General features: G+C 66.6%; 25 protein-coding genes. 3 read left to right on the top strand and 22 right to left on the bottom strand.

The annotated features are described in order from the left end of the window. Positions 1-8 precede the first annotated feature (8 nt). From LE197_RS29475 to LE197_RS29460, 4 genes are all read right to left on the bottom strand, one after another. Complete coding sequence (locus LE197_RS29475) at positions 9-1,358, bottom strand: C4-dicarboxylate transporter DctA (protein ID WP_003119513.1); 1,350 nt, start codon at positions 1,356-1,358, stop codon at positions 9-11. A gap of 229 nt (positions 1,359-1,587) precedes the next feature. Beyond that, positions 1,588-2,175 (bottom strand): 2-hydroxychromene-2-carboxylate isomerase, encoded by a 588-nt coding sequence (locus tag LE197_RS29470; protein ID WP_003119512.1) that lies wholly within the window; start codon positions 2,173-2,175, stop codon positions 1,588-1,590. A 24-nt stretch (positions 2,176-2,199) separates the two neighbouring features. Then, on the bottom strand, positions 2,200-2,928 hold the full coding sequence (locus tag LE197_RS29465) for an SDR family oxidoreductase (RefSeq protein ID WP_003083755.1): 729 nt from the start codon (positions 2,926-2,928) through the stop codon (positions 2,200-2,202). Positions 2,929-3,184: 256 nt separating this feature from the next. Further along, positions 3,185-3,658, bottom strand: a complete 474-nt coding sequence (locus LE197_RS29460; protein ID WP_003083753.1) for a winged helix-turn-helix transcriptional regulator — start codon at positions 3,656-3,658, stop codon at positions 3,185-3,187. A 131-nt stretch (positions 3,659-3,789) separates the two neighbouring features. Here LE197_RS29460 and LE197_RS29455 point away from each other — a divergent pair, with 131 nt between their 5' ends. Further along, complete coding sequence (locus LE197_RS29455) at positions 3,790-4,242, top strand: GNAT family N-acetyltransferase (protein WP_003083750.1); 453 nt, start codon at positions 3,790-3,792, stop codon at positions 4,240-4,242. 39 nt (positions 4,243-4,281) lie between these two features. On the opposite strand, the gene senC is transcribed toward LE197_RS29455, so the two are convergent. The 5 genes from senC to LE197_RS29430 form a co-directional block, all read right to left on the bottom strand. Next, entirely contained in the window at positions 4,282-4,917 is a 636-nt protein-coding gene (senC, locus tag LE197_RS29450; protein WP_003083748.1) for a cytochrome c oxidase copper chaperone SenC, read from the bottom strand. A gap of 25 nt (positions 4,918-4,942) precedes the next feature. After that, a complete protein-coding gene (cyoE, locus tag LE197_RS29445) occupies positions 4,943-5,857 on the bottom strand; it encodes a heme o synthase (RefSeq protein ID WP_003083746.1) in 915 nt (304 codons plus the stop codon). 25 nt (positions 5,858-5,882) lie between these two features. After that, on the bottom strand, positions 5,883-6,956 hold the full coding sequence (locus LE197_RS29440) for a COX15/CtaA family protein (protein ID WP_003115033.1): 1,074 nt from the start codon (positions 6,954-6,956) through the stop codon (positions 5,883-5,885). A gap of 64 nt (positions 6,957-7,020) precedes the next feature. Further along, a complete protein-coding gene (locus tag LE197_RS29435) occupies positions 7,021-7,599 on the bottom strand; it encodes a hypothetical protein (protein WP_057386942.1) in 579 nt (192 codons plus the stop codon). Beyond that, positions 7,574-8,368: an SURF1 family protein gene (locus LE197_RS29430; protein ID WP_073666586.1), complete on the bottom strand. Its 795-nt coding sequence runs from the start codon at positions 8,366-8,368 to the stop codon at positions 7,574-7,576. Before LE197_RS29430 ends, LE197_RS29435 begins: the two co-directional genes overlap by 26 nt. A 15-nt stretch (positions 8,369-8,383) precedes the next feature. Here LE197_RS29430 and LE197_RS29425 point away from each other — a divergent pair, with 15 nt between their 5' ends. Next, positions 8,384-8,593 carry a twin transmembrane helix small protein gene (locus LE197_RS29425; RefSeq protein WP_003110653.1) on the top strand — a complete coding sequence of 70 codons (210 nt, stop codon included), beginning with the start codon at positions 8,384-8,386 and terminating at the stop codon, positions 8,591-8,593. A gap of 15 nt (positions 8,594-8,608) precedes the next feature. Here the strand turns inward: LE197_RS29425 and LE197_RS29420 are convergent, their stop codons facing one another. The 4 genes from LE197_RS29420 to coxB are packed head-to-tail and all read right to left on the bottom strand — an operon-like array spanning position 8,609 to position 12,798. Continuing rightward, positions 8,609-9,496: a cytochrome c oxidase subunit 3 gene (locus LE197_RS29420; protein WP_003083728.1), complete on the bottom strand. Its 888-nt coding sequence runs from the start codon at positions 9,494-9,496 to the stop codon at positions 8,609-8,611. 10 nt (positions 9,497-9,506) lie between these two features. After that, positions 9,507-10,061: a cytochrome c oxidase assembly protein gene (locus LE197_RS29415; protein WP_003083725.1), complete on the bottom strand. Its 555-nt coding sequence runs from the start codon at positions 10,059-10,061 to the stop codon at positions 9,507-9,509. 10 nt (positions 10,062-10,071) lie between these two features. Next, entirely contained in the window at positions 10,072-11,664 is a 1,593-nt protein-coding gene (ctaD, locus tag LE197_RS29410) for a cytochrome c oxidase subunit I (RefSeq protein WP_003083723.1), read from the bottom strand. 9 nt (positions 11,665-11,673) lie between these two features. Next, complete coding sequence (gene coxB, locus LE197_RS29405; RefSeq protein ID WP_003101203.1) at positions 11,674-12,798, bottom strand: cytochrome c oxidase subunit II; 1,125 nt, start codon at positions 12,796-12,798, stop codon at positions 11,674-11,676. A gap of 371 nt (positions 12,799-13,169) precedes the next feature. On the opposite strand from coxB, the gene LE197_RS29400 reads away from it, so the two are divergent. Next, positions 13,170-13,808, top strand: coding sequence for a hypothetical protein (locus LE197_RS29400; RefSeq protein WP_003161047.1), 639 nt, complete (start codon positions 13,170-13,172; stop codon positions 13,806-13,808). Here LE197_RS29400 and LE197_RS29395 read toward each other — a convergent pair. The 9 genes from LE197_RS29395 to vgrG1b all read right to left on the bottom strand — a co-directional run bounded on the left by LE197_RS29395 (position 13,795) and on the right by vgrG1b (position 24,658). After that, positions 13,795-15,366 (bottom strand): SulP family inorganic anion transporter, encoded by a 1,572-nt coding sequence (locus LE197_RS29395; protein WP_057386944.1) that lies wholly within the window; start codon positions 15,364-15,366, stop codon positions 13,795-13,797. The genes LE197_RS29400 and LE197_RS29395 overlap by 14 nt on opposite strands. A gap of 210 nt (positions 15,367-15,576) precedes the next feature. Continuing rightward, positions 15,577-16,305, bottom strand: a complete 729-nt coding sequence (locus LE197_RS29390; RefSeq protein WP_057386946.1) for a carbonic anhydrase — start codon at positions 16,303-16,305, stop codon at positions 15,577-15,579. 375 nt (positions 16,306-16,680) lie between these two features. Continuing rightward, on the bottom strand, positions 16,681-17,913 hold the full coding sequence (locus LE197_RS29385) for a TIGR02270 family protein (RefSeq protein ID WP_015502134.1): 1,233 nt from the start codon (positions 17,911-17,913) through the stop codon (positions 16,681-16,683). Between the two features lie 6 nt (positions 17,914-17,919). Beyond that, on the bottom strand, positions 17,920-18,834 hold the full coding sequence (locus LE197_RS29380) for a WD40/YVTN/BNR-like repeat-containing protein (protein ID WP_003110650.1): 915 nt from the start codon (positions 18,832-18,834) through the stop codon (positions 17,920-17,922). A gap of 10 nt (positions 18,835-18,844) precedes the next feature. Next, positions 18,845-19,792 (bottom strand): DUF4150 domain-containing protein, encoded by a 948-nt coding sequence (locus LE197_RS29375; protein WP_057386948.1) that lies wholly within the window; start codon positions 19,790-19,792, stop codon positions 18,845-18,847. Next, complete coding sequence (locus LE197_RS29370; protein WP_003161052.1) at positions 19,793-20,830, bottom strand: 3-oxoacyl-ACP synthase; 1,038 nt, start codon at positions 20,828-20,830, stop codon at positions 19,793-19,795. It abuts the gene before it with no gap. Continuing rightward, positions 20,827-21,939, bottom strand: coding sequence for a DUF2169 domain-containing protein (locus LE197_RS29365; protein ID WP_023105767.1), 1,113 nt, complete (start codon positions 21,937-21,939; stop codon positions 20,827-20,829). Before LE197_RS29365 ends, LE197_RS29370 begins: the two co-directional genes overlap by 4 nt. Before the next feature lie 16 nt (positions 21,940-21,955). Next, positions 21,956-22,405 carry a DUF6484 domain-containing protein gene (locus tag LE197_RS29360; RefSeq protein ID WP_003101196.1) on the bottom strand — a complete coding sequence of 150 codons (450 nt, stop codon included), beginning with the start codon at positions 22,403-22,405 and terminating at the stop codon, positions 21,956-21,958. A gap of 27 nt (positions 22,406-22,432) precedes the next feature. Continuing rightward, positions 22,433-24,658 carry a type VI secretion system spike protein VgrG1b gene (gene vgrG1b / locus LE197_RS29355; RefSeq protein WP_059309747.1) on the bottom strand — a complete coding sequence of 742 codons (2,226 nt, stop codon included), beginning with the start codon at positions 24,656-24,658 and terminating at the stop codon, positions 22,433-22,435. Positions 24,659-24,890 lie beyond the last annotated feature (232 nt).

Here is a 24,890-nt window from a genome sequence, read left to right as displayed (position 1 = left end):
TCGGCGCGTCAGCCATGCAGCTTGCCTTCCCCGGCCACCGCGCTGCGCTTGAGCGGCTCGCCGTCGGCCTTGGCCGGCGCCTCCAGGCGCCCGTCGAGTATGGCCTGCGCGCGCGGCATATCGATGTCGTTTTCCCAGCGGGCGATGGTCACGGTGGCCACGCAGTTGCCGATCAGGTTGGTCAGCGCGCGGCCGATGCCCATGAACCAGTCCACCGAAAGCACCAGCACCAGGCCGGCCACCGGGATCGCCGGCACCGCGGTGAGGGTGGCGGCGAGGATCACCAGGGCCGAGCCGGGAATGCCGTGGGCGCCCTTGGAGGTGACCAGCGAAACCAGCAGGATGGTGACCAGGTCGGTCATCGCCAGCGGCGTGCCGGTGACGTGGGCGATGAACACCACCGCCAGGGTCAGGTAGATCGAGAATCCGTCGAGGTTGAACGAGTAGCCGGTGGGAATCACCAGGCCTACCGTGGAGCTGCGGATGCCCATGTGCTCGAGCTTGCGCATCACCTGCGGCAGCACCGCGTCGGAGGAGGCGGTGCCCATCACGATCAGCAGCTCTTCGCGGAAGTAGCGCAGGAACGGCAGCATGCGCACCCCGGAGAGACGCAGGACGCTACCGAGCACCGCCATGACGAAGACCAGGCAGGTGGCGTAGAACACCAGCACCAGCGCGCCCAGGTGGCTGAGCGAGTCAACGCCGTAGCGGGCGGTGGTGAAGGCCACCGCGCCGAACACGCCGAGCGGTGCCAGGCGCACGATCATGCCCATGATGCGGAACACGATGTGGCTGAATTCGTTGATCAGGCGGGCCACGCCGCTGGCCTGCTCGCCGACCAGGTTCAGGGCGCTGCCGAACAGCACGGAGAACAGCAGGACCTGGAGGATGTCGTTCTCGGCGAAGGCGCTGAACACAGAGGTCGGGATCAGGCCCATGAGGAATGCCACGGGGCCGTGGATCTCCTGGGTGCGCCCGGTATACAGGGCGACGTCGCCGGCGGGCAGTTCGTTGAGATGGATGTTGGCGCCGCTGCCCAGGCCCAGGCTGTAGGCGACCACCAGGCCGAGGACCAGGGCGATGGTGGTGAGGATTTCGAAGTAGATCACCGACTTCAGGCCGATGCGGCCGACCTTCTTCAGGTCGCCGGCGCCGGAGATGCCGTTGACCACCACGCAGAAGACGATCAGTGCGATGAGCATCTTGATCAGCTTGATGAAGCCATCGCCCAGCGGCTTCATCTGCACGGCCAGGTCGGGAATGCCGACCCCGCAGATCACGCCTATCACCAGGCCAATCACGACTTGCAGGAATATCGAGCGGGAACAGCGCTTGATGAACATCGCAGGAGTCTCCATTCGGCGCTTCCATCGGGCCTCGCGGAGGCGGGCGATGAACGCATTTTTATTGTGGTATTACCGGTCTGACCAGTTCAGCCTATACGCAAAGAAGTCAGCCTGACAAGCCGCTATCGGCGGGCGCGACGAATGGCCAGGAACGACGGCACGCGCGGGCCGCAGCCGGGAGGAGGGCGCTCGGATGGCGCAAGGCGGCGGGCCAGAGCGGCTCGCCGCGGGGAAGGGGAGGTCAGCCGGCGAGGGCCTCGGCGACGAAATCGAGGCGATCCTGGCCGAAGAACAACTGGTCGCCGACGAAGAAGCTGGGCGCGCCGAAAACGCCGCGCCGCACCGCCTCTTCGGTGGTCGCCTTGAGCCCCTCCTTGACCTGCTCGTCGCCAACCAGGCGGAGGAACTCATCCGGATCGAATCCAGCCTCCGCCAGCACCTGGGCGACCACCTCGGGCTTGCCGAGGTTCTGCTGTCGTACCCACAACGCTTCGAACACCGCTTTCAGGTAGGGCTGGAACCCTTCGCCGCCGAGATAGCCCTGGGCGCCGCGCATCAGCGTCAGGGTGTTGATCGGGAAGGCCGGGTTGAAGGCCAGCGGCACGCCGTAGCGTTTCGCATAGCGCGCCAGGTCGTGGAGGGTGTAGCGCCCCTTGGCCGGCACCTCGATCGGCGAATGGTTGCCGGTGGCCTTGAACACGCCGCCCAGCAGCATCGGCCGCCAGGCGATGCTCGCGCCATGGGCGGCGGCGATGCGCGGCAGTTGGGTCCAGGCGAGGTAGGTGGTGGGACTGCCGAAGTCGAAGAAGAACTCGATTTGCTTGCTCATGCGTGGCTCTTTCCGTGGCGGGGATCAGAAGGTTTCCATCCAGGGGCGCAGGTCCAGTTCGTGCACCCAGCAGTCGCGCGGCTGGCAGTGGATCTGCCAGTAGGTCTCGGCGATGTGCTCGGGATCGAGGATGCCGTCCTGCTCCTTGCGCTTGTACAGCTCGGGCAGGGTTTCGCGGATGAAGTCGGTGTCGATGGCGCCGTCGATGATCGGGTGGGCGACGTGGATGCCCTTCGGCCCCAGCTCGCGCGCCATGCTCTGGGCCAGGGCACGCAGGGCGAACTTGGCGCCGGAGAACGCGGCGAAATGCGCGCGGCCGCGCAACGAGGCGGTGGCGCCAGTGAAGATGATCGTTCCGCGCTGCCGCGGCAGCATCACCCGCGCCGCCTCGCGGCCGGTGAGGAAGCCGCCGAAGGCGGCCATCTCCCAGACCTTGCGATAGACCCGTTCGGTGGTTTCGGTGATCGGGAACCAGACGTTGGCGCCGACGTTGAAGATCACCGCCTCCAGCGCACCGACCTCACCCTCGATGCGGGCGAAGAGGTCGATCACCTGCTGCTCCTGGCGTGCGTCGCAGCCGCAGGCCAGGGCCTCGCCGCCTTGGTCGCGGATGGCCTGCACCAGCGGCTCCAGCTTCTCCGCGTTGCGCCGGGCGACGCACGCCACGTAGCCCTCGCGGGCGAACCGCCGGGCGATGGCGCCACCGGTGGCGTCGCCGGCGCCCATTACCAGAACCGCTTTGCGCTGGGTCATTGCAGAGGCCTCTCTTGTTAGTTCTTTTTTAGAACCCAATAGAGACGATAGTTAGTTCTTAAAAGGAACTTGTCAACTGGCAAGGGCTCGAGTGATATCCGCGCACCAATTACTCTGCCTGTCCCGGCCTGCCCGGCACGTCCTCTCCCTGAAGAGAGGGGACCGGTCGGCGGAGCCTGGTACGACAGCGTCCTTCCTGCCGTAACGCCATCGGCGTTTATCCGCCGATTCGCGTCGGCGGCCAGGCCTGGAACGCTCAGCCGCGCCGCAGCAGGCGCCCCTTCCAGAACAGCCCCTCGCGTACCGTCACGTCCCGCGCGTGCAGCGGCTCACCGCATTCGGAACAGACCAGCACGCCATGCATGTGCTGGCCGCAATGCTTGTGCACATGCTCGAGTGGCGGCCCCTCGACGCCGGCGAGGTGGCGGTCGCCCCAGTTCACCAGGGAAAGGATGGCCGGGTACAGTTCCATCCCTTTCTCGGTAAGCCGGTATTCCTCGCGCAGCGGCCTTTCCTGGTAGGGCACCTTGGCCAGTATCTCCGCTTCGACAAGGCGCTTGAGGCGGTCGGCGAGGACGTGGCGGGTCACGCCGAGGCTGCGCTCGAAGTCGTCGAAACGGCGCACGCCGAGAAAGCAGTCGCGCAATACCAGCAGGGTCCAGCGATCGCCGAGGATCGCCAGCACCCGCGCCAGCGAACAGGGTTGTTCGCTCAGTTCTTCCCAACGCATGAGACACCTCCAGCCGTTCGGCAAAGGATAGCCGCGTGGGTTCTGAAACGAAACCGACCGGCCACGCCTTTCCAGCGGCCCGCCGCCCATGGCATAACCGCGTTCCTGTCTCCTGTCCCGGAATCCCGACCATGTCGCTCGACTGGACCTGCAAGCACCACGCCGACCTCACCCTGAAGGAACTCTACGCGCTGCTGCAATTGCGCACCGAGGTCTTCGTGGTGGAACAGAAATGCCCCTACCAGGAAGTCGACGGCCTCGACCTGGTCGGCGATACCCATCACCTGATGGCCTGGCGCGACGGCCAGTTGCTCGCCTACCTGCGCCTGCTGGACCCGGTTCGCCACGAGGGCCAGGTGGTGATCGGCCGGGTGGTCAGTTCCTCGGCCGCGCGCGGCCAGGGGCTCGGTCACCAGTTGATGGAACGCGCGCTGCAGGCGGCGGAGCGCCTCTGGCTGGACACCCCGGTGTACCTCTCGGCCCAGGCCCACCTGCAGGCCTACTACGGCCGCTATGGCTTCGTCGCGGTCACCGAGGTCTACCTGGAAGACGACATCCCGCACATCGGCATGCGCCGGGCCTGAGGCCCGGAACGCCGCGGACGGTGGGGGAAGGAAAGGGAATCAGGCCTGCGGCTTGAGCACGCCGGGCAGTTGGGCTTCCAGCTTGGCGTTGTTCAGCGGCGCGCGGATGAAGCCGTGCTGCTCGCCGTCCGGACCGATGATCACCAGGTTGCCGCTGTGGTCGACGGTGTAGTTGGGCTTGCTGGTGTCGGCGGGGATGTAGGGGATGCTCATGGCGTTGGCCAGCTTCTGGATGTTCTCCGGAGTGCCGGTGAGCCCCTGGAAGCCGGCGTTGAAGTAGCCCAGGTATTGCTTGATCTGCTGCGGCGTGTCGCGGTTCGGATCGACGCTGACGAATACCACCTGCAGGTCGTCGCGCACCTCCTGCGGCAGCTTGCCCTGCAATTCGCGGAGCTGGGCGAGGGTGGTCGGGCAGACATCGGGGCAGAAGGTGTAGCCGAAGAACAGCAGGTGCCAGCGACCCTTGAGACTGGCAGTGCTGACCGCCTGGCCGTCCTGGTTGGTGAACTCCAGCGCCGGCACCTTGCGCGTCTGCGGCAGGATCACGATGCCGGCGTCGAGCAGCACGGTGGGATCGGCCTGGCGCTGGGCGGTGAGCACCTTGTGCACGGTGAGGCCGAGGACCAGGGCGACCAGGGCGACGAGGACGAGGACGGTCTTGTTGACTCGAGTCATGGGTGGGCAAGGCTCTAGAGTGGGATCAGAGAAGCAGCTTCAGCGGCAGATAGTGGTCCACCAGCAGCGCCATGAACAGCAGGAACAGGTAGACGATAGAGTACTTGAAGGTCTTTATCGCCGCATGTGGCCGGCTGTCACAGTAGAGCGCCCAGGCCCAGTCGAGGAAGCGCGCGCCCAGGGCCAGGGCGCAGAGCAGGTAGACCAGCCCGCTCATGTGGATGACGAACGGCATCAGGCTCACCGCGAACAGCACCAGGGTATAGAGCAGGATGTGCAGCTTGGTGTAGCGCTCGCCGTGGGTCACCGGCAGCATCGGGATGTCGGCCTTGGCGTATTCGTCCTTGCGGTGGATGCATAGCGCCCAGAAGTGCGGTGGGGTCCAGGCGAAGATGATCAGTACCAGCAACAGCGGCTCGGCGCTCAGGTGGCCGGTGATGGCGACCCAGCCGAGCAGCGGCGGCGCCGCCCCGGCGAGCCCGCCGATGACGATGTTCTGCGGCGTGGCGCGCTTCAGGAAGCCGGTGTAGAGCGCCGCGTAGCCGAGCAGCGAGGCGAGGGTCAGCCAGGCCGTCAGCGGGTTGGTGAAGGCCAGCAGCACGGCCATCCCGGCCAGCGCCAGGAGCAGCGCGAAGCCCAGCGCCATGCTCGGCGACACCCGGCCCTCGGCCAGCGGCCGCTTGTGGGTCCGCGCCATGATCGAGTCGATGCGCCGGTCCACCACATGGTTGACCGCCGCCGCCGCGCCGGCACAAAGGCCGATGCCGAGGTTGCCGAAGATCAGCACCTGCCAGGGCACGAAGCCATCCAGCGGCGCCTTGGTGGCGAGCAGCATGCCGATCAGCGAGGTGATCAGCATCAGCACCACGACCTTGGGCTTGGTCAGTTCGAGGAAGTCGCGCCAGGTCGGCTGGCTGTGGCGATCGATGACGGTGGCCATATCCTTACCTCCATCCTTCTGTCTGTCAGGCGGCCTTCAGCCGCGAACCTTGCGCCGGCGGCAGCGTGCGGCGCACGCGCTGCGGCGACGGTGCCGGCGCGCGGACGCTGGCCGGCGCGCGCAGGCGATAGTTGACCAGAACCAGGCTGAGCAGCAGCAGGGCGCCACCGCCGTTGTGCGCCACCGCCACCGGCAGCGGCAGGTGCAGCAGCACGTTGCTGATGCCCAGGCCGATCTGCAGCGACAGGCCGAGCAGCATCAGCGCGGTCGGCCAGACCAGGCCGCTGCGCTGCAGGCGCCAGGCGAGCAGCAGGAGGACCAGGGTCACGCACAGCGCGCCGATCCGGTGGGTCATGTGGATCGCCGTGCGCGCGTCGCTGTCGAGCTGGCCGCCGAGGTAGTTGGGGCCGATGTGCTGGGTCAGGTGGAAGCCGTTGGCGAAGTCCATCCGCGGCCACCACTCGCCATGGCAGGTGGGCAGGTCGATGCAGGCCACCGCCGCATAGTTGCTGCTGACCCAGCCGCCGAGGGCGATCTGGCCGATCACCAGGAGCAGGGCCAGCCCCGCCAGTCCGCGGGTCGCCGCCGGGTAGCGCCGCGCCGCGAAGCGTCCGGAGAGGCGCAGGGCGAGGAGAAAGAGCAGCGCCAGGGTGGTGAAGCCGCCGAGCAGATGGGCGGTGACCACCTGCGGCCAGAGCTTGAGGGTCACCGTCCACATGCCGAAAGCGGCCTGCGCGATCACCACCGCGAGCAGCAGCAGCGGCAGCTTCAGCGGTTGGCCGTCGCGCCCGCGGCGGACCAGCGCATGCAACGCCAGGCCAAGGATGAGCAGGCCGAGGGCGCCGGCGAAATAGCGGTGGATCATCTCGTTCCAGCCCTTCTGTGCCTCCACCGGGGCGTCGGGGAAGTGCAGTTCGGCGTGGGCCAGTTGCGCCTCGCTCAGCGGCACGTGGACGAAGCCGTAGCAGCCTGGCCAGTCCGGACAGCCGAGGCCGGCGTGGGTCAGCCGGGTATAGGCGCCGAGCAGGACCACCACGGCGGCCAGCAGGGTCGCCAGCACGGCGACGGTGAAACCGGGTTTGCGGGTTGCGCCTGACATTCGCGGGCCCCTTTTTCTTGTCGTTCTGTCCTCATCGGGCCGGGAACCGCGCCGGCCACGCCGATCAACCGATATGCGAGAGCTTGAGCAGCAGTTGCACGTCCTTCAGCAACTTCTTGCCGTTGGCCTTGGCGTCGTAGCGCAGCACCAGGTTGCCGTGCGGGTCGACCACCCACAGCAGCGGCCGCTCGCCACCGCCGGCCTTGTCGTACAGGGCCGGGTCCAGGCCGTAGCGCTGCAGGCGCGGGTAGTCCTGCCTCACCAGGTTGGCGAAGGCCGCCGGCAGCTCGCCGCTGGCGGCCAGGGCGTGGCCGGCGCGCGAGGCTTCGCGGCCGAGGGCGATGTTGACTTGGCGGGCCAGGTAGACCAGTTGCCGGCAGTCCTCGCCGCAAGTGCCCGGCGCGGTCACCAGCAGTTGCCACTGCTCGCCCTGGCTGCGTCCCTGCACGCCGAGGTCGGCGGGGGTCTGGCCGTTGCCGATCAGCGCGCCGCTGTAGCTGCGCCCCTGTGGCACCCAGAAATTCCATTTGTACATGGCGCTGGCGAGCAGCATCGGCCCCACCACCAGGCCGATGATCGCCAGCAGTTGCAGGCGGCCGCGGGCGCGGCGCGGACGTTCAGGCATCGGAATCGCGAGACTCATGGTTTTTCTCCCGTGCGCGGCGCACACCGAGGTAGAGGTAGAGGGCGAGCAGGGCCGTCGCCAGGGCGAACCACTGCACGGCGTAGCCGGTGTGCCGCTCCGGCGGCATCGAGACCAGGGGCCAATCGGTGTCGAAGCTGGCGTCGCCCGGTTCCAGGCGGATTTCCCAGGGCAGCCCGGCGCGACCGAAGGCCTGCCACAGCGCCGGGATGTCGAGCTGGGTCACCAGGCGCGGCCAGCCGCCGGCCGGCGCGTCGGCCAGGTGCAGGCCGCCGGGTGGCGGCAGGTAGGTCCAGGCATCGAGCAGGAGGACGCGGTCGGGGGTTTCCAGCGCCGGCGGCGAGCGTCGGTCGCTCCAGGCGACCCAGCCGCGGTTGACCAGCAGCCAGAGGCCGCTGGCCTGGTCGTAGAAGGGTTGCAGCACCTCGACCCCGGCCTGCCCGTTGCGCAGCCGGTTATCCAGCAGCAGCGTATGCCGCTCGTCGAAGCGGCCGTGCAGGCGCACGCGGACGTACGCCGGGTCGCGCAGCCCCTCTAGCTGCCCGGGCGACACCGGCTCGGCGCCGCGCCGGGCCTCGTAGCTGGCCAGCAGGGCGCGCTTCTCGTCGGCCCGCTGCAACTGCCAGGTGCCCAGCCAGAGCAGCACCGGCAGCAGGCCGAGGACCACCAGGGTCGGCAGCAGGCCGGGGCGGAACACGCCACGCATGCTGCGTCTGTCATTGCGTCCGGCCTCCCCGAGGCGCTGGCTATACTGCATGAATCCCCCCATCGCCGGAGTCCCACCATGTTGAAAGTGGCGATCGTCCTGCTACTGCTGGCTACCCTGGTGAGCCTGTTCAGCGGCCTGTTCTTCCTGGTCAAGGACCAGGGCCATGGTTCCCGCGTGGTCAATTCGCTGACCGTCCGCGTGGTGCTCGCCGCGGCGACCCTGGCGCTGGTCGCCTGGGGCTTCTACAGCGGCGAGCTGAACAGCCACGCGCCCTGGCATTTCTGATTCCCCCGGTGGCGGTCAGATCACGTAGACGAAGATGAACAGGCCGATCCAGACCACATCGACGAAGTGCCAGTACCAACTGGCGGCCTCGAAGCCGAAGTGGTGCTCGGCATCGAAGTGACCGCGCAGGATGCGGATCAGCATGATGCTGAGGATCAGCGCGCCGAGGGTCACGTGGGCGCCGTGGAAGCCGGTGAGCATGAAGAAGGTCGAGCCGTAGATACCGGCGCCGAGGGTCAGGCCCAGCTCGTTGTAGGCGTGCACGTACTCCTCGGCCTGCAGGATCAGGAAGGCGATCCCCAGCAGCACGGTCAACGCCAGCCAGGCCTTGAGCGGGCCGCGCTTGTTCTTCTTCAGGGCGTGGTGGGCGAAGGTCACGGTGAAGCTGGAGGTGACCAGCAGGATGGTGTTGATCAGCGGCAGCTTCCACGGCTCGATCACCGCGCTCGGCGGCGGGAACAGCTTCGGGTCCGGGGTCTGCAGCAGCGGCCAGCTGTACTGGAAGTTCGGCCAGAGCATGTGCGCCACGCCCTTGGCACCCTCGCCGCCGAGCCAGGGACCGGCGAAGTGGCGGACGTAGAACAGCGCGCCGAAGAAGGCGGCGAAGAACATCACCTCGGAGAAGATGAACCAGCTCATGCCCCAGCGGAACGAGCGGTCCATCTGCGCGCTGTAGAGTCCGGCGCGGCTCTCGCGGATGACGTTGCCGAACCAGCCGAACAGCATGTAGGCGATGATCAGCCCGCCGACGAAGAAGATCCACGGGCCATGGGACTCCTTGTGGCCGGCGGTGAGGTCGTTGAACCAGGTACCCAGGCCGAACACCGTCACCAGCAGGCCGATGCTGGCGATGATCGGCCACTTGCTCTGGGCGGGGACGTAATAGTGTTCGTGGCTTGCCATGTTGTTCTCCTTATCGCCCCGCAACCGGTACGGGCGGCTTCCGCGCAGTGATATCGAAGAGGGTGTAGGCCAGCGTCACGTGCCGCACATCCTTGGGCAGATCGCGGTCGACGATGAAGCGCACCGGCATCTCGATGCTCTCGCCGGGTTGCAGCACCTGCTGGGTGAAACAGAAGCATTCGGTCTTGTGGAAGTAGGCGGCGGCCTCGGCCGGGGCGATGCTCGGGATGGCCTGCGCAGTCATCGGCTTGTCGCTCGGGTTGCGCGCGTAGAACACCATCTGGTTCACCGCGCCGGGATGCACCACCAACTGGTCGCCGGCGGAGCGGAACTCCCAGACCATGTCGATATTGTTCGAGGTCATGAACTGCACCTTCACCTCGCGCCCGACATCCACCTGCTGTTCGCCGCTGTAGGCGCTGCCGGCGGTCTTGCCGTTGATCCCCAGGGCGCGGCACATCACGTCATAGAGCGGCACCAGGGCGAAGCCGAAGGCGAACATCAGCACGGTCACCAGCAGCAGGCGGCCGACCAGGCGGCGGGTATCGACCTTGGCATCGCTCATGACGCGCTCCTCACTTGACCTCGGGCGGGGTGCTGAAGGTGTGGTAGGGCGCCGGCGAGGGGATGCTCCACTCCAGGCCCTCGGCGCCGTCCCAGGGCTTGGCAGGGGCCGGCTTGCCGCCGCGGATGCACTTGATGACGATGAACAGGAACAGCAGCTGGGTGGTGCCGAACATGAAGGCGCCGATCGACGAAACCATGTTGAAGTCGGCGAACTGCAGGTTGTAGTCGGGGATCCGTCGCGGCATGCCGGCGAGGCCGACGAAGTGCATCGGGAAGAACGCCAGGTTCATGCCGATGAAGCTCATCCAGAAGTGCAGCTTGCCGAGGGTCTCGTCGTACATGTGGCCGGTCCACTTCGGCAGCCAGTAGTAAGCCGAGGCGAAGATGCCGAAGATCGCGCCGGGCACCAGCACGTAGTGGAAGTGGGCGACCACGAAGTAGGTGTCGTGGTACTGGAAGTCTGCCGGGGCGATCGCCAGCATCAGTCCGGAGAAGCCGCCGATGGTGAACAGGATGACGAAGGCCACGGCGAACAGCATCGGCGTCTCGAAGGTCAGCGAACCCTCCCACATGGTGGTCACCCAGTTGAACACCTTCACCCCGGTGGGCACCGCGATCAGCATGGTGGCGTACATGAAGAACAGCTCGCCGGTGACCGGGATGCCGACCACGAACATGTGGTGCGCCCAGACCACGAAGGAGAGGAAGGCGATGCTGGCGGTGGCGTAGACCATCGAGGTGTAGCCGAACAGCGGCTTGCGCGCGAAGGTCGGGATGATCGCACTGACCGCACCGAAGGCGGGCAGGATCATGATGTACACCTCGGGGTGGCCGAAGAACCAGAACACGTGCTGGAACAGCACCGGGTCGCCGCCGCCGGCGGCGCTGAAGAAGCTGGTGCCGAAGTGGATGTCCATCAGCATCATGGTCACCACGCCGGCCAGCACCGGCATCACCGCGATCAACAGGAACGCGGTGATCAGCCAGGTCCAGACGAACAGCGGCATCTTCATCAGGGTCATGCCCGGGGCGCGCAGGTTGAGGATGGTGGCGATCACGTTGATCGCGCCCATGATCGAGCTGATCCCGGCCAGGTGGATGGCGAAGATGAAGAAGGTCACGCTGTGCGGGGCGAAGGTGGTCGACAGCGGCGCATAGAAGGTCCAGCCGAAGTTGGGGCCGCCGCCGGGCATGAACAGGGTGCTGACCAGCAGGCCGAAGGCCGCCGGCAGCAGCCAAAAGCTGAAGTTGTTCATCCGCGGCAGGGCCATGTCCGGCGCGCCGATCATCAGCGGGATCATCCAGTTGGCCAGGCCGACGAAGGCCGGCATCACCGCGCCGAAGACCATGATCAGGCCGTGCATGGTGGTCATCTGGTTGAAGAACGCCGGCTCGACGATCTGCAGGCCGGGCTGGAACAGCTCGGCGCGGATCACCATGGCCATCGAGCCGCCGAGCAGGAACATCATGAAGCTGAACCACAGGTAGAGGGTGCCGATGTCCTTGTGGTTGGTCGTCAGCACCCAGCGCATCAGGCCCTTGGCCGGTCCGTGGTGGTGGTCGCCGGCATGGTGGTCGGGCGTATCGATCACAGCACTCATGGCGGTCTCCTATTGTTGTTTCTGCTTGTAGGCGACGACGTCTTTCGGGGTGACCATGTCGCCATCGTCGTTGCCCCAGGCGTTGCGCTCGTAGGTGATCACCGCGGCCAGGTCGACCTCGTTGAGCTGCTTGCCGAAGGCCGCCATGGCGGTGCCGGGCACGCCGTTGAAGACCACTTCCAGGTGGTGCTCCTTGGGCCCGGTGACGATCTTCGAACCCTTCAGCGCCGGGAACATCGGCGGCATGCCCTGGCCTTCGGCCTGGTGGCAGGCGGCGCAGATGGTGTGGTAGACCTTGTCGCCGCGCGCGACCAACTCTTCCTTGGTCCACTCCTTGCTGGTCAGTTCCTTGACCTTCGCCGCCTCTTCCTTGCGCTTGGCCAGCCACTGGTCGAACTCGGCCTTGGGCTTGACGTCGACCACGATCGGCATGAAGCCGTGGTCCTTGCCGCACAGCTCGGCGCACTGGCCACGATAGATGCCGGGCTCGTCGACCTTGGTCCAGGCCTCGTTGACGAAGCCGGGGATGGCGTCGCGCTTGACCGCGAAGGCCGGCACCCACCAGGAATGGATCACGTCGCTGGAGGTGATCAGGAAGCGCACCTTGGTGCCCACCGGCAGCACCAGCGGCTCGTCCACCTCCAGCAGGTAATGCTCGTCCTTCGCCTGCCGGTTGTGGATCTGGTCCTGCGGGGTGGCCAGGTTGCTGAAGTACTCGACGTCCTGGCCCAGGTACTTGTACTGCCACTTCCACTGGTAGCCGGTGACCTGCACGTCCAGCTCCGGCTCGGAAGTGTCGTAGATGTGGATCAGGGTGCGGGTGGCGGGCACCGCCATCACCACCAGGATCACGAACGGCACCACCGTCCAGAGGATTTCCACCGTGGTGCTCTCGTGGAAGTGCGCCGGCTGCTGGCCGGTGGAGCGGCGGTGGACGATCATCGACCAGAACATCGCGCCGAAGACCAGCACGCCGATCACCACGCAGATCCAGAAGATGGTCATGTGCAGGTCGAAGACGGACCGGCTCACCTCGGTAGCGCCCGGGGCCATGTTGACCGTCCAGGCGGCATTCGCCTGGCTGATCGCCGAGAGCAAAAGGAAGCCCATCCAGACTCGTGGATGTCGCAGCATTCGGGTTCCCCTTATCGTTGTTTTTATCCCGCCGGCAGACGCCAACGGCCAAGGGGTGGACCGCCAAGACAACGAACTTTGACCGTCGCACCTCGGCACACAGCAAGGCAGGCCGGGTTCATCAGGTTCAGCATTCGAGTGGGAGTATAGACAGCGGCTGCGACATAACAACGCAGCGTAAAAACGTCGCTGGAAAGTGCCGATTCTTCTCTAAAAGCCGCGAGCGGCGTGGCTTTGCAGGCGAATGGTGGCCGCCTGATATATCATCCTCGCATAACCACGAAGCGATTATGACAATCGCGTCTTAGCCGGCGCGCGCCGCCGGCTATGTTTCTCCTCTTCTTCACCATCCCCGTTGTATGGGAGACCCCATGAACACCGCTGCCCTCCGTGAACTCATCCAGCAGGCGCACCTCAGCGAAGCCCGCCACGGTTACCTGGCTGATCTGATAGCCAGCCGCCTGCCCCGCCTGCATCGCACCATCCAGCCGCAAGGCGAGAACACGGAAGACATACTCACCCGCTTCGTCCACGCCTACGTCGAACAGGTACCGGACCTGCTCGACGCCGCCAACAGCGTGGCCCGCGAAGCCGGCATCGAGGAACGGATCAAGCCGGTGCTGAAGGTCGCCGAGCAGTTCTTCCTCACCCCGCCGGCGTTGCTCGCCGGCCACGACGGCCTCGACGCCCTGCTCGACGAAGCCTACCTGGCGCACCGCCTGGTGGAAGAAGTGAACGACCGCTACATCGCCCACTTCGGCCAGGCACTGATCCCACTGGACACCACCGTAGCCAACCTGGTGGCCCACCAGTTGATCGGCGAGCCCTTCGCCAACCGGCTGGACGAAGCCGTCCACCATGCAGTGGAGAACATGCTCGACGCCACCACCTTCGACGCCGACTCGGCCCGCGCCTACCGCGAGAACCTGAAGAACCCGCGGGTGGTCGCCGCCTGGCAGCAGTGGCCGTGCCTGTCGAAGCAGCTCGGGGTGGAACTCAGCCTGGGCTGACCGCCCCGCCATTGCGCGCGCCGCCCAACCCGACGCTGCCGCGCAGGCGCCCTTCCAGGCGACGCTTCAAGGCGCGCGGTTCGATCACCAGGCGCGAGCCCTGCACCGGTGCCATCCGCCCCCAATCCTCGAGCAGCTCCATGCAGGCATGGTCGACATAGCTGAGGTTATCCATCGGTACGTGCAGGGTGGTCCCCGGCTTGACCTCGTCGAGCACCCGCGACAGCGCCGGCACCTTGAGGAAAGTCGCGGCGCCGCTCAGGCGCAGCTCGGCTTCATGCTCGCCGGTGTAGCGCAGGGCGATCTTCAGCCGCGCCGCCTTCAGCACCAGCTTCAGCAGGGTCAGGGCGAAGCCCACCAGCACGCCGGTCAGCAGGTCGGTGAAGACGATGGCCAGGGCGGTGGCCGCGTACACCAGCATCGGCATCCGGCCGTAGCGAGAGAGGTTGCCGAGGGCCTTGAAATCGACCAGCTTGACCCCGGTATAGACCAGCACCCCGGCCAGGCTCGCCACCGGAATCTGCCGCAGCAGGCTGCCGAGCAGGAGGACGAAGGCGAGCAACCAGAGGCCGTGGAAGATCGCCGAGGCGCGGGTTCGCGCACCGGCGTTGACGTTGGCCGAGCTGCGCACGATCACCCCGGTCATCGGCAGCGCGCCGAGCAGGCCGCAGAGCATGTTGCCGACACCCTGGGCGGACAACTCGCGATCCATGTCCGAGCGCGGGCCGTCGTGCAGGCGATCCACCGCCGCCGCCGAGAGCAGGGTCTCCGCACTGGCGATGAAGGCCACCACCACCGCCGCCAGCAGCAGGGAGGGATCGGCCAGGACCAGCAGGTCGGCCGGGCGTAGCCAGTCGATGGCCTCGCCGAGGTTGGCCGGTACCTCGACCCGCCGCACGTCCAGCGCCAGCCAGAGGCTGGCCAGGGTCGCCAGGCTCACGCCGAGCAGCGCGCCGGGTAGGAAGCGCAGGCGTTGCGGACGCAGCTTGTCCCAGCCCCACATCACCGCGATGGTGCCCAGCCCGAGCAGCGCCGCGTCGAGGCCGCTGTCCATGCCCAGCGAACCGAGCGCGGCGAACGCCGCCTGGGGGAATGCCAGCAGGTTGTCGAGGCCGGACGCCTTGGGCGCCAGGTCGAGCATCACGTGCAATTGCGAAAGGACGATGAGGATGCCGATGCCGGCGAGCATCCCGTATACCACCGCCGGCGAGGTGACCCGGAACCAGCAGCCCAGGCGCAGCCGCCCGGCGAGCAGCTGGATGGCGCCGGCGAGCAGCAGGATCGGCCCGAGCATGGCCACCCCGTAGGTACGCACCAGTTCGAAGACCAGCACCGCGAGGCCGGCCGCCGGGCCGCTGACCTGTAGCGGCGAGCCGGCCAGGAAGCCGACCACCAGGCCACCGACGATGCCGGTGAGCAGGCCCTTGGCCGGCGGCATCCCGGAGGCGATGGCGATGCCCATGCACAGCGGCAGGGCGACGAGGAACACCACCACGGAGGCCATCAGGTCCCGCGGCAACGTGTCCCGGAGGGACGGAAACACCTTTGAAACATGCATGGCACAGTTCTCCTGCGAATTTTTTCCACGACGAGGGAGCGACGCCAGGACCAGGCCCGGCGCCGGTTGTGTGTGCGCAGTGTGTTTTTTCTTGTAATAGCGACCCGTTCAGCCCCGGAACGGGGCTTCCCAGAGGTCGTCCATGGCAGGAACGGCGAAAGGTGACGCGAAAACGCTGTTGTTATCCGGCGGCCCGCACGGCCGCCGCTATCACGAGGTCAGGTAGCGCGGCGCGGGCGTGGCCATCGGCACCGGATGCTCGCCGTCGAGGGGCAGGAAGCGACCCTGCTTGGCGTCGTAGGCGCGGATCTGCGCACTCTCGATGTCGTACACCCAGCCGTGGATGAACAGTTGCCCACTGGCCAGGCGCGAGGCCACCGAGGGGTGGGTGCGCAGGTGATCGAGCTGGGCCACCACGTTCTCTTCGGTAAGCACCCCGAGGGTGTCGTGGCTGGCGCCGCAGTCGCAGTTGTCCGCCACCACCGTGCGCGCCACCTCGGCGTGCCGCAGCCAGGCCTTGACCGTCGGCATGCGTTCCAGGGTCTGCGGGTCGAGCACGGCGCGCATCGCCCCGCAGTCGGAGTGGCCGCAGACGATGATGTGGTGCACGCCCAGCGCCAGCACGGCGTATTCGATGGCGGTGGAGACGCCGCCGTTCATCTGCCCGTAGGGCGGCACCACGTTGCCGACATTGCGGGTGACGAACAGGTCGCCGGGGGAACTCTGGGTGATCAGCTCGGGAACGATGCGCGAATCCGCGCAGGTGATGAACATCGCCCGCGGCCGTTGGCTGTTGGCGAGCTTCTTGAACAGCGCCTGCTGCTCGGGAAAGACCTCCCGGCGGAAATGCTGGAATCCATCGACAATCCTTTTCAATGCGTCGTCAGCGCTTTCCTGCTCTGGAGAATCGGACTTAACGCCCCGCATACGGTCTGGCATGGTTCGGAACCTCGATGAATGGATCGATTGAATTTTCCCACGTCTGCCGACGCTTTCCCCATAGGAAAAAGGCACAACAAACGCAGAGCGACCTACGTGACCGATCGGTCACTTCTGGTGCTCAACGCTAATGCCCGAAGCTTAACCATAAATTAAAAAATCCCTCTATCTCGCACGTTGCCAGCTTTTTTCACGATATTTCCAGAGGATGTCGACAGGCTATCATGGCAAACGAGTGGCATTTCCATTCGCCCCGCATAAGTGGTGAAAGGTTTCAGTCAACCGGTTGGCTACGTGCAGGGAAATTCGTCGAATGGGAAAACCCGGCGCACCGCGCCAGCGGCCATGACCTGGCCGCCCGGCGCCAGCCAGCTATCAGAACAGGTCCAGTTGGCGGCGCACCGGCGCACCGGTGGGGAACAGCGGCAGGTTCGGCACGAAGCGCGCCAGCAGGCACGCCGCAGCCATTCGCTGGCGTTGCTGGCCGTTGCGCAGGACCTGGCGGCAGCGCGCCTCGCCCAGAGGTTCGCCGAGCAGGTAGGCGCGCCCGGCGACGAAGCGTGCGCCGTGGTCCCGCCACCAGGCGGTAACCCGCGCCGCGTCCGGCCAGGTGAGGTTCTCATCGTCGTCGAGGGCGACGTCTTCGTCGTCGGGATCGTCGTTGGGGCCAGGGTCGTAGTCGGGCAAGGCCTCCAGCTCCAGGTCGAGCAGCGCCAGGTCGGCGCCGGTGATCAGGCTGAAGGCCTCGCCGGCGACCCGCGCCAGACTCTCGTCGCGCATCTGCTGGATCAGCCAGGGCACCGCCACCGGATCGCCGAACAGGCCGGTGGCCTGGATGCCGATCCGCCGCGTGTCCGCCGCCTGCATCAGTTGGCGAATCCAGGCCATGCTGGTGTCACGCGGCTGCCAGGCGAGCAGCACCATGGTCGCCGGCAGCTGGAACGGGCCGGGCTGCCCGGCGAACGCACGCAATGGCCCTAACGCCTCCTCGTCGCCCATCTGCGCGGTGGCCCAGTTGGCCCAGAAGCGCAGGCTCGGGTCGTCGTGGGCGCGGTAGGCGCGGATATTCGCCATCAGGTCGCGCCGACGCAGTTCGCCGGCGGTGCGCGCGGCGCGCGCCAGCACCGCCGGGTCGGCGTGGCCAAGGGCGGACAGCAGCGCCGGCCCCGGGTCATGCCGGTGCATGCCGCAGGCGGCCAGGCCAATGGCGCGGAACAGCGGCTCGGGCGAGGCCAGCAGGCGCTCCACCCAGGGCCGCGCCTGGCCCCAGTCGAGCCAGCCGAGGGCTGCGGCGAAGAATCGCGCGCCCTCGGGAAAACGCCGTAGGTGCTCGCACAACTGGGCCAGGGCTGTACCGTTCGTGCCACGAAACACCAGTATCGCAGCGACGAAAACCTCTCCCTCGGCGTTTGTGTCCAGCGCCTTCAGCACCAGGTCCAGGCTCCTCAGTCCACCTATCTGCAACGCATCCAGATGCGCCTCAATCCGATTGTCGAGATCCAGCAGGTGCGCCAGGTCGTAGTGGGGAGCACGCACGGCATGGTCGCGCAGCCCCGCCAGAAAGCCGGCCTCCTCGACGTGCTGGTCGATGACAGCGGCGACATTCATCGTCGATCAGTTCTCCGGGCAGACATGACGCTGCCAGGTGCCGCCGTCGTAGCTGAGCACGCATTCATCGCCCACCACCCACATCACCTCGGGTTTGGCATCGATGGCGTAGTAAGCCTTCTTACCCTGCACTGGCACCTTGGTCTCACTCAGGCGCGTACCGTCGTACTCGAGCAACTGGTCGGTCGCGGTCACATAGAGCTTGCCGGCGAACTCCACCATATTCTCCAGTACCTCCGAGCACAGGTCGCGGTCGCCGATATCGGTCCAGCCGACCTGTGCGCTGCCGCGTAGCAGGATGCCGCCGGAACCGCCTATGTAGACAGTGCCATCGGCGGCGCAGTGCACGCAGTAGAGCGGCAGGTTGGTGGGCGCCGCCGATGCCTGCCAGCCCTTGCCGTCCCAATGCCAGATGGCGCCGGCATCGCCGACGGCATACACATCGTCGCGCGAAAACCCGTCTATACCGTTCAGGCAAGCGGTAACCTCGTCCCCCAGGGGGACATAAAGCCCCTGGTCGATACGCTGCCAAACGCCCTTGTTCTGCCGCAGCACCTGGTTCTGGGTGCCGCAGGCATAGAGCTCACCGTCCACCTCGCAGAGATCCATCAGGTAGACGTTGTCGATGTCCAGCGTGGCATCCGTGCTGGACTGCCCGGACGGGTGTTCACGCAACAGGCCGGCGCGTCCCAGGAAGCAGTAGTCACCTTTCTGCTGCCCGCGCCGCGGACTCCTCTGCAGGGCGCTGTAGACGACTTCGGGGATATCGTAGACGTGGAACCAGTCGTCCTGGTCGATCATCATCACCCGGGTCACGCTGGGTTCCGCGCCCTCCAGGTAGAGGTGCCCGGCGAGCAGCGCCTCTTGAGGCCCGATCGCAATGACGTTGGTGAAATAGAGGGCGGTCTCGCTCTTTGCCATGGTTCAGTTCCTATGGACGTCCCGCAGGTGCCGGCGCGGAACGCGCGGGTGGTATGACTTTTCCCGCCGCGCCCGAGGCGCGGAGGTTCGTGGCGGTGGTGCAGCCCGCCCCCTTCTTGGGCTTGGCCTTGTAGTACTGGTCGAGCTGGAAGGCGACGCACTCCTTTTCTTTTTTCGTCAGCTCGCGCGGCGGGCTCAACGCTCCCCCTGCCGAAGCAGCCGCGGTGTTGCGCGCGGTTTCGTACTTGAACGGCTTGCCTTTGTCGAAGTGGTCCAGTTCGACCGGATCGAACTTCGCGTGACAACGCTTGTGCGAGCCCTGGTGCTGGTTGCCGCGCGACACACAGATCACCGGGGCCTTGGAGTGGCTGTAGCCGGCCTTGCCGCGCATACAGCGACCAGGAATCAGGTGGTGGCCGGTCTGTGCGCCCCCGCCCGCCGTGCTAGGGCACGCCTTGCTGTAGGGCTGCAGGCGCAGGTGCTCCATGCCGGCACACTTGCCGCCCGGCTTGAAGGCCGCCTTCATCTTCGAGGTGTGCGGCCAGGTCGCGGTATTGCCGGGAGAGGGGTTGTGGTTGTGGGTGGTCAGGTCGAGATGGCGGACGACGTTCAGGCCTTCGATCTTCACGTCCATCGACCATGAAGTGAAATAGACCTTGCCGGTATTGGTACTGGTGATGATGCCTTTCTTCGGCGCACGCCCAGCCTCGTCGCCGTAGCTCTTCTTGAAGTGGCTCTTGTTCTTGAGCATCACTTCCTTGCGGGTGATCCTTACGGTCCGGCTACCTCGGGTGGTGTCCTTCGACATGCCGGTATTAGGGTAGGGGACCGGCACGCCCAACGGCGTCGGTGGTGCCTGAGGCGGCGTGAAGCAGACGTCGGGGAACGACGCTATCGATTTCCCCGAGGCCGACTTGCAGGAGAGCTCGCGGCCGTTGGCATAGACCTCGTTGGCCATCTAGTTCGCCCTCACTCGCTGGTAGCCAAGCACCACCGCGGCCCGTTCGCCAGCATCGTTGCCCGAATGACAGAGTACCTGCGGGCCGTGTGCATACCCCTTGCGTGAGGCGGCAAGGGCGATGCACAGCAGCGCGGGGCCTGTCATCGCTCCGCACTCGCCGATGCAATCCGCAGGGCTCCAGAGTTCGACGCGCTCCTTGCGCACCCGCAGGGTTCGACTCAAGGCCAGCGCGGCCTCCTTGAAGTAATACTGCTCGCCGGGGAGGTCTGCCAGGCGATAGTCGACAAGTTCGTAACCGAACCCGCAGTCCGCGAACGCCGCTTTCACCGCCTGGGTGAGGCCGTCCGCCCGCAGCGGCAGGCCCTCGCTTTCGACGGTAGCCTTCTCCACCCCGAACCCCAGCCCCAGGCACAGCAATTGCGGTTCCTCGCTGGCGCACGCGGCCGTCACCAGTACCGCCGCCGCGCCTTCGCCGGGGATGAAGCCATCCTGGCAGTGGCTGCCCAGCAGCCGGTCGCGTTCCTGGTAGGCCGCCAGCGTCGCCGCGGTCAGGTAGGAATCGACTCCGGCGATCAGCACCTTCGAACACCCCTGTTCGATGAGCTTGCGCGCGTTGAGGAGCGCCACCGCGGCGCTCACCCGACCGCGCGGGATGACACAGGAACGTTCATGGAAGCGGTAACCCAGGCGCTCTTCGATGGCCTGTAGCAAAGGCTGCTCCAACCCCGCCAGTCGTCCGGGCCGGTCGACTTCGGCAACGCCAAGCAGCAACGGCATTTCGCGAATGTCCTCGGCGGGCAACCCGGCCACACATTCGGCGATGGCCATGGCAGCCATCCCCACCAATTGCGCGTAGCCGGAGGACGGCTCGGGCAGCATCACCGGAGCGCCGACCAACCATTCGCCGCCCTGGTCGATGAAACGCGTCTCCTGGAAGTTGTCCAGGGCGCAGCGGATCGCCGCGCAGCTGGCCGGCGCGCTGAGGCCGACCGCGCTGACCATGCCGGAGGCGACGATGCTCAGGACCTGGCTCATGCCTCGTCCTCCTCGGCCTGGCGGCTGCGTACCAGTGCGGCAAGCGAGGGGTAGTAGTCCTTGCCCAGCTCGCGGGCACGCCACCAGGCGGCGGACTTGCTGCCGACCAGCACCTGGGCGATCTCGAACAGGTTGCGCTTCAACGGTCGGCGAATGCGCCAGGTGACTTCCACGCGACGGGCGTCGCAGTCCACCAGCAGGGTATCGATCCGTGCCTGCGCGGTTTCGTGGCCACCCTTTTTCAGGAAGAAGGTCACCGGGACCTCCCTGCGCGGCACGCGGAAGGCCGCGCGCTCCTCGCCGGTGAGGTTGAGCAGCAGGACCTCCTCGCCGCCGCGCAGATGGTCGGTCCACTGGTCGGCCGGCGCGGACTGGAAGTAGCGCTCGTCGAAGTCGGCGGGCAGGAACGGGAAGCGCTCGGCCAACCAGGCGTCGTCGTAGCGGCCGGCGAAGCCGACCCGGGCCTGCCAGTGGCGGCCGAGCGGGCCGAGCGCCATCGGCGTGAAGCGGCCGTGGGGGCTGTCCACCGGCTCGCCGAGCTTTTCCGTGGCCGGCATCGGCGTGCCGACGATCTCGGCGGTGTCGGCGCTGCGCGGAAACCAGCCACATCCGGCCGGATTGGCCATGTAGCAATCCATGAAACCGGGGTTGTCCGGCGAGGCATGGCTGCCGCCGAAGGCACTGGCGTAGGAAATGTCCTGGCTCTGGAACGGCTGCGCGACGCCCGCGCCGGCACCGAGCAATCCCGGTTCCCACTGGCGCGGCCCATGCACCGTCAGCGCCTTGCTCACCCGGCCGACGCGGATGCCCGCGGTCAACTGCTGTACCGGCCGCCCGCCGGGCGCCTGGGCGCTGCCCAGCACCAGCACATCGCAGAACGGCTTGAAGGGAACGAACTCGCACTCCCGGCGCGGCGCGGAAAACCCCGGCTCGCCATAGAATTCATCGACCATCAGCAGCGTCTGCTGCTCGTCCAGCAGGCGCGCCTCGCGACCGTCCAGCGGCAGGTCGAAACTGCCCTTGGCGATCACCACCAGCGACTCCCGGCCTTCGGCGTCGAGCCCCTGGTTGTAGGCGGCGGCCAGCGGGGTGGCGTTCAACAGTTCCATGTCGGGCCCGCCGCGCTCAGTTGATCTGCACCGAACCGCCCTTGATCCGGTTGACCCCGGTGGAGCGGCTGGAAAGATAGGCGCCACGGATGATCACCTTGCCGGCGCGGGTCAGGGTGATGCTGGCCTTGCCACAACGCAGGACGATCTCGCGTTCGGCACTGAACTCCAGGCGCTCGCCGTCCAGTTGCGCCAGCGCTTCCTGCGGCAGGCGCTGGATGCGGCCGATCAGCAGCGGCTGGCGCGGATCGCCGGCGACGAACATCAGCGCTACCTGGGCGCCGATGTCGGCGCGACTGAGCTGGGTGGTGGTGGCCGCCGCCAGGCCGTGCTCGCTCGGGCAACCGGGATAGGCGACCACCGGAGCGGCGGCGTCCGGCACGTCGAGGAGGACGCCGATGACCACGCCGTCCAGGCGCGCGGGAAGGGCCGTCGTGGCCCCGGGTAGATGGATCTCGACACTCATGCGCTGACTCCCTGGCTCTGCGCCGCTTCAGTTCTGGAGGATCTTGCGTCCCTTCACCACCACGTTCTTGTCGGCCTTGACGTTGATCGCCCCGGATCCGTCGATGGTGATGTTCTTGCCGCTGATGACGATGCTGCCGTCCTTCTTCATGCGGATGCTGGCGGCACCGGTGACCAGGGTGATCGAGTCGCCGGCGTTGAGCGTGAAGCTCTTGCCCACGTCCAGGCTATCGTCCTTGCCCACCGAGGTATCGCGGCCCTGGCCGACGCTGCGCGACTCGTTCTTGCCGATGCTGGTGCTCTGGTTGCCGCCTATGTCGATGGTCTCGTTGGCGCCCACCGACTCGCTGCGGTCGGCGCCGATGCTGATCGTCTCGTTGTTGCCCACCGACTCGCTACGGTTCGCGCCGATGCTGATGGTCTCGTCGTTGCCGACGTCCTCGGTGCGATTGGCACCGATGCTGATCTTCTCGTTGCTGCCGACCTTCTCGGTGCGGTCGACGCCGATGCTGATGGTCTCGTTGCTGCCGACGTCCTCGGTGCGGTTCGCGCCGATACTGATCTTCTCGTTGTTGCCGACCTTCTCGGTGCGGTCGACGCCGATGGTTATGGTCTCGTTGTTGTCCACGGTCTCGGTGCGATCGTGCTTCACGTGCACGGTCTCGTCGTGGTCGATGGTCTTGGTCCGGTCGTGGCCGACCCAGTGGGTCTCGTCGTTCTCGACCTCGATGTCCTGGTTCTTCTCGGCATGGATGAACAACTGCTCGGCGCCCTTCTTGTCCTCCATGCGGATCTCGTTGAAGTTGGCCGGCGTGCCGCCCTTGCTCGAACGGCTCTTGGTGCCGCTCTGGGTAGCGTTCGCCGGCAGCTCGTAGGGCACCGTCTGCTCGGCGTTGTAGACCCGCCCGGTGATGATCGGCCGGTCCGGGTCGCCTTCGAGGAAGCTGACGATCACTTCCTGGCCGATCCGCGGGATCTGGATCGAGCCCCAGTTCTTCCCCGCCCAGGCCTGGGAGACGCGCATCCAGCAGGAGCTGTTCTCGTTGGACTGGTCGTGGCGGTCCCAGTGGAAATGCACCTTGACCCGGCCGTACTGGTCGGTCCAGATCTCCTCGCCCTTGGGCCCGACCACCACCGCAGTCTGCGGGCCACGGACGATCGGCAGCGGAGTGGTCGGCAAGGGGCGGTAGGCCTGGCCGGCATCGATGCAGTCCAGCTCGCTCTCGAACTGCGCGCCGACCCCGCCGCCGCCGGTCTCGTAGAGTTCCTGGACCACCCGGTACTCGGCGCCGACCACCAGGTACTCGCGGTTCTGGTCCTCGCGCGGGTAGCCGCTGAGCTTGAACAGGTGGCCCGAACCCAGGCCGCGGGCGCGGCCGCGCAGGCGCACCCGTTCGTAGCGCGCCTGCAAGGCTTCGATACGGGTCCGCGCGTACTGCTCGCCGTCCTGGCTCTGCACGTATTCGCCGGGGTAGTCGTACAGCGGGTAGTCGGCCGCCGCGTGCGAGCGGGCGATGTTCGAACGCACCTCCAGGCGCGCGCCGGGACGCTGGAAGTCGTAGTCGTTGAGGCTCAGTGAGCCGGACTGCACCTCGCGCGCCATGTGCCAGTCGTAGAAATGGTCGCGCTCGCGCTGTTCCAGGGTCGGCGGGTAGTAGGGCACGCTGGCGTAGTTCGGTGGGCTCTGGTGCGCGCCGTAGGCGTCGGAGAGCACCAGGATGTGGCGGCTCTGCTCGTGGCGGAACCAGTAGTAGATGCCTTCCTGCTCCATCAGCCGGCTGACGAAGTCGAAACTGGTCTCGCGGTACTGCACGCAGTATTCCCACTCGCGGTAGGAGCGGCTCAGGGCGTCCTCGAAGTCGGAGAAGCCGAGGTCGCGGAACACCTGCTTGATGATGTCCGAGACCTTCTGGTTCTGGAAGATGCGGCAGTCGGAGGTGCGCGTCAGCAGCCACAGCCAGGGGCGCAGGGTGACCTGGTAGCTGGCGAACTGGCCGTTGCCGGATCCCTGGCTGCAAGCGGCGACGATGCCGTGGAAATGCCGCCGGCTGCCGTCGTGCAGTTCCAGCGCCAGGCTGGCCGGCTTGCCCAGCAGCCCGTCGAGTGGCAGGTCGGGGTTTTCCGAGATCAGTTCCAGCTCGTAGGCGAACGGCCGGCCGAGCTCTTCGCGACCCTCCATTCGCTGCAATTGCAGGACCTCCGCGCCGAGCGGACTGTCGACCCGGACCAGGCGGGTCTGTTGCGCAAGTGCCATGAAATCATCCTTGATCCACGTCCATCACTGGCGCCGTTGGAGCGGCGCCACCCAAGCAGCATAGGCGCGGATGCGGTGGAAAGGGGAGATGCGTGACACAGATTCCGACGAGCGCCCCGACCGACGGCGAACAGGCAGAAGGCCATCACGAAAGGCCGCTTCGGGCCAGGAAAGCCTTGATTCGCGAGCAACATTCCGTAAAGCTTTTGTCCAGCAATGACTCACTCAGAAT

It is taken from the genome of Pseudomonas sp. PS1(2021), assembly GCF_020405165.1.
GTDB lineage: Bacteria > Pseudomonadota > Gammaproteobacteria > Pseudomonadales > Pseudomonadaceae > Pseudomonas > Pseudomonas aeruginosa.
Note: the sequence above shows the minus strand (reverse complement) of the source record. Positions and strands in the feature narration are given on the sequence as shown.

What these genes read in the sequence shown, in the direction of transcription:
- LE197_RS29415 (WP_003083725.1), bottom strand. Translation starts at nt 10,061, where the DNA reads ATGAGCGATGCCAAGGTCGATACCCGCCGCCTGGTCGGCCGCCTGCTG.
- LE197_RS29430 (WP_073666586.1), bottom strand. Translation starts at nt 8,368, where the DNA reads ATGGGGGGATTCATGCAGTATAGCCAGCGCCTCGGGGAGGCCGGACGC.
- LE197_RS29475 (WP_003119513.1), bottom strand. Translation starts at nt 1,358, where the DNA reads ATGGAGACTCCTGCGATGTTCATCAAGCGCTGTTCCCGCTCGATATTC.
- LE197_RS29395 (WP_057386944.1), bottom strand. Translation starts at nt 15,366, where the DNA reads ATGCATGTTTCAAAGGTGTTTCCGTCCCTCCGGGACACGTTGCCGCGG.
- LE197_RS29365 (WP_023105767.1), bottom strand. Translation starts at nt 21,939, where the DNA reads ATGGAACTGTTGAACGCCACCCCGCTGGCCGCCGCCTACAACCAGGGG.
- LE197_RS29425 (WP_003110653.1), top strand. Translation starts at nt 8,384, where the DNA reads ATGTTGAAAGTGGCGATCGTCCTGCTACTGCTGGCTACCCTGGTGAGC.
- senC (WP_003083748.1), bottom strand. Translation starts at nt 4,917, where the DNA reads ATGACTCGAGTCAACAAGACCGTCCTCGTCCTCGTCGCCCTGGTCGCC.
- LE197_RS29375 (WP_057386948.1), bottom strand. Translation starts at nt 19,792, where the DNA reads ATGGCCAACGAGGTCTATGCCAACGGCCGCGAGCTCTCCTGCAAGTCG.
- LE197_RS29390 (WP_057386946.1), bottom strand. Translation starts at nt 16,305, where the DNA reads ATGCCAGACCGTATGCGGGGCGTTAAGTCCGATTCTCCAGAGCAGGAA.
- LE197_RS29385 (WP_015502134.1), bottom strand. Translation starts at nt 17,913, where the DNA reads ATGAATGTCGCCGCTGTCATCGACCAGCACGTCGAGGAGGCCGGCTTT.
- LE197_RS29455 (WP_003083750.1), top strand. Translation starts at nt 3,790, where the DNA reads ATGTCGCTCGACTGGACCTGCAAGCACCACGCCGACCTCACCCTGAAG.
- LE197_RS29435 (WP_057386942.1), bottom strand. Translation starts at nt 7,599, where the DNA reads ATGAGTCTCGCGATTCCGATGCCTGAACGTCCGCGCCGCGCCCGCGGC.
- LE197_RS29370 (WP_003161052.1), bottom strand. Translation starts at nt 20,830, where the DNA reads ATGAGCCAGGTCCTGAGCATCGTCGCCTCCGGCATGGTCAGCGCGGTC.
- LE197_RS29440 (WP_003115033.1), bottom strand. Translation starts at nt 6,956, where the DNA reads ATGTCAGGCGCAACCCGCAAACCCGGTTTCACCGTCGCCGTGCTGGCG.
- vgrG1b (WP_059309747.1), bottom strand. Translation starts at nt 24,658, where the DNA reads ATGGCACTTGCGCAACAGACCCGCCTGGTCCGGGTCGACAGTCCGCTC.
- LE197_RS29470 (WP_003119512.1), bottom strand. Translation starts at nt 2,175, where the DNA reads ATGAGCAAGCAAATCGAGTTCTTCTTCGACTTCGGCAGTCCCACCACC.
- LE197_RS29460 (WP_003083753.1), bottom strand. Translation starts at nt 3,658, where the DNA reads ATGCGTTGGGAAGAACTGAGCGAACAACCCTGTTCGCTGGCGCGGGTG.
- LE197_RS29400 (WP_003161047.1), top strand. Translation starts at nt 13,170, where the DNA reads ATGAACACCGCTGCCCTCCGTGAACTCATCCAGCAGGCGCACCTCAGC.
- cyoE (WP_003083746.1), bottom strand. Translation starts at nt 5,857, where the DNA reads ATGGCCACCGTCATCGATCGCCACAGCCAGCCGACCTGGCGCGACTTC.
- LE197_RS29465 (WP_003083755.1), bottom strand. Translation starts at nt 2,928, where the DNA reads ATGACCCAGCGCAAAGCGGTTCTGGTAATGGGCGCCGGCGACGCCACC.
- ctaD (WP_003083723.1), bottom strand. Translation starts at nt 11,664, where the DNA reads ATGAGTGCTGTGATCGATACGCCCGACCACCATGCCGGCGACCACCAC.
- coxB (WP_003101203.1), bottom strand. Translation starts at nt 12,798, where the DNA reads ATGCTGCGACATCCACGAGTCTGGATGGGCTTCCTTTTGCTCTCGGCG.
- LE197_RS29420 (WP_003083728.1), bottom strand. Translation starts at nt 9,496, where the DNA reads ATGGCAAGCCACGAACACTATTACGTCCCCGCCCAGAGCAAGTGGCCG.
- LE197_RS29380 (WP_003110650.1), bottom strand. Translation starts at nt 18,834, where the DNA reads ATGGCAAAGAGCGAGACCGCCCTCTATTTCACCAACGTCATTGCGATC.
- LE197_RS29360 (WP_003101196.1), bottom strand. Translation starts at nt 22,405, where the DNA reads ATGAGTGTCGAGATCCATCTACCCGGGGCCACGACGGCCCTTCCCGCG.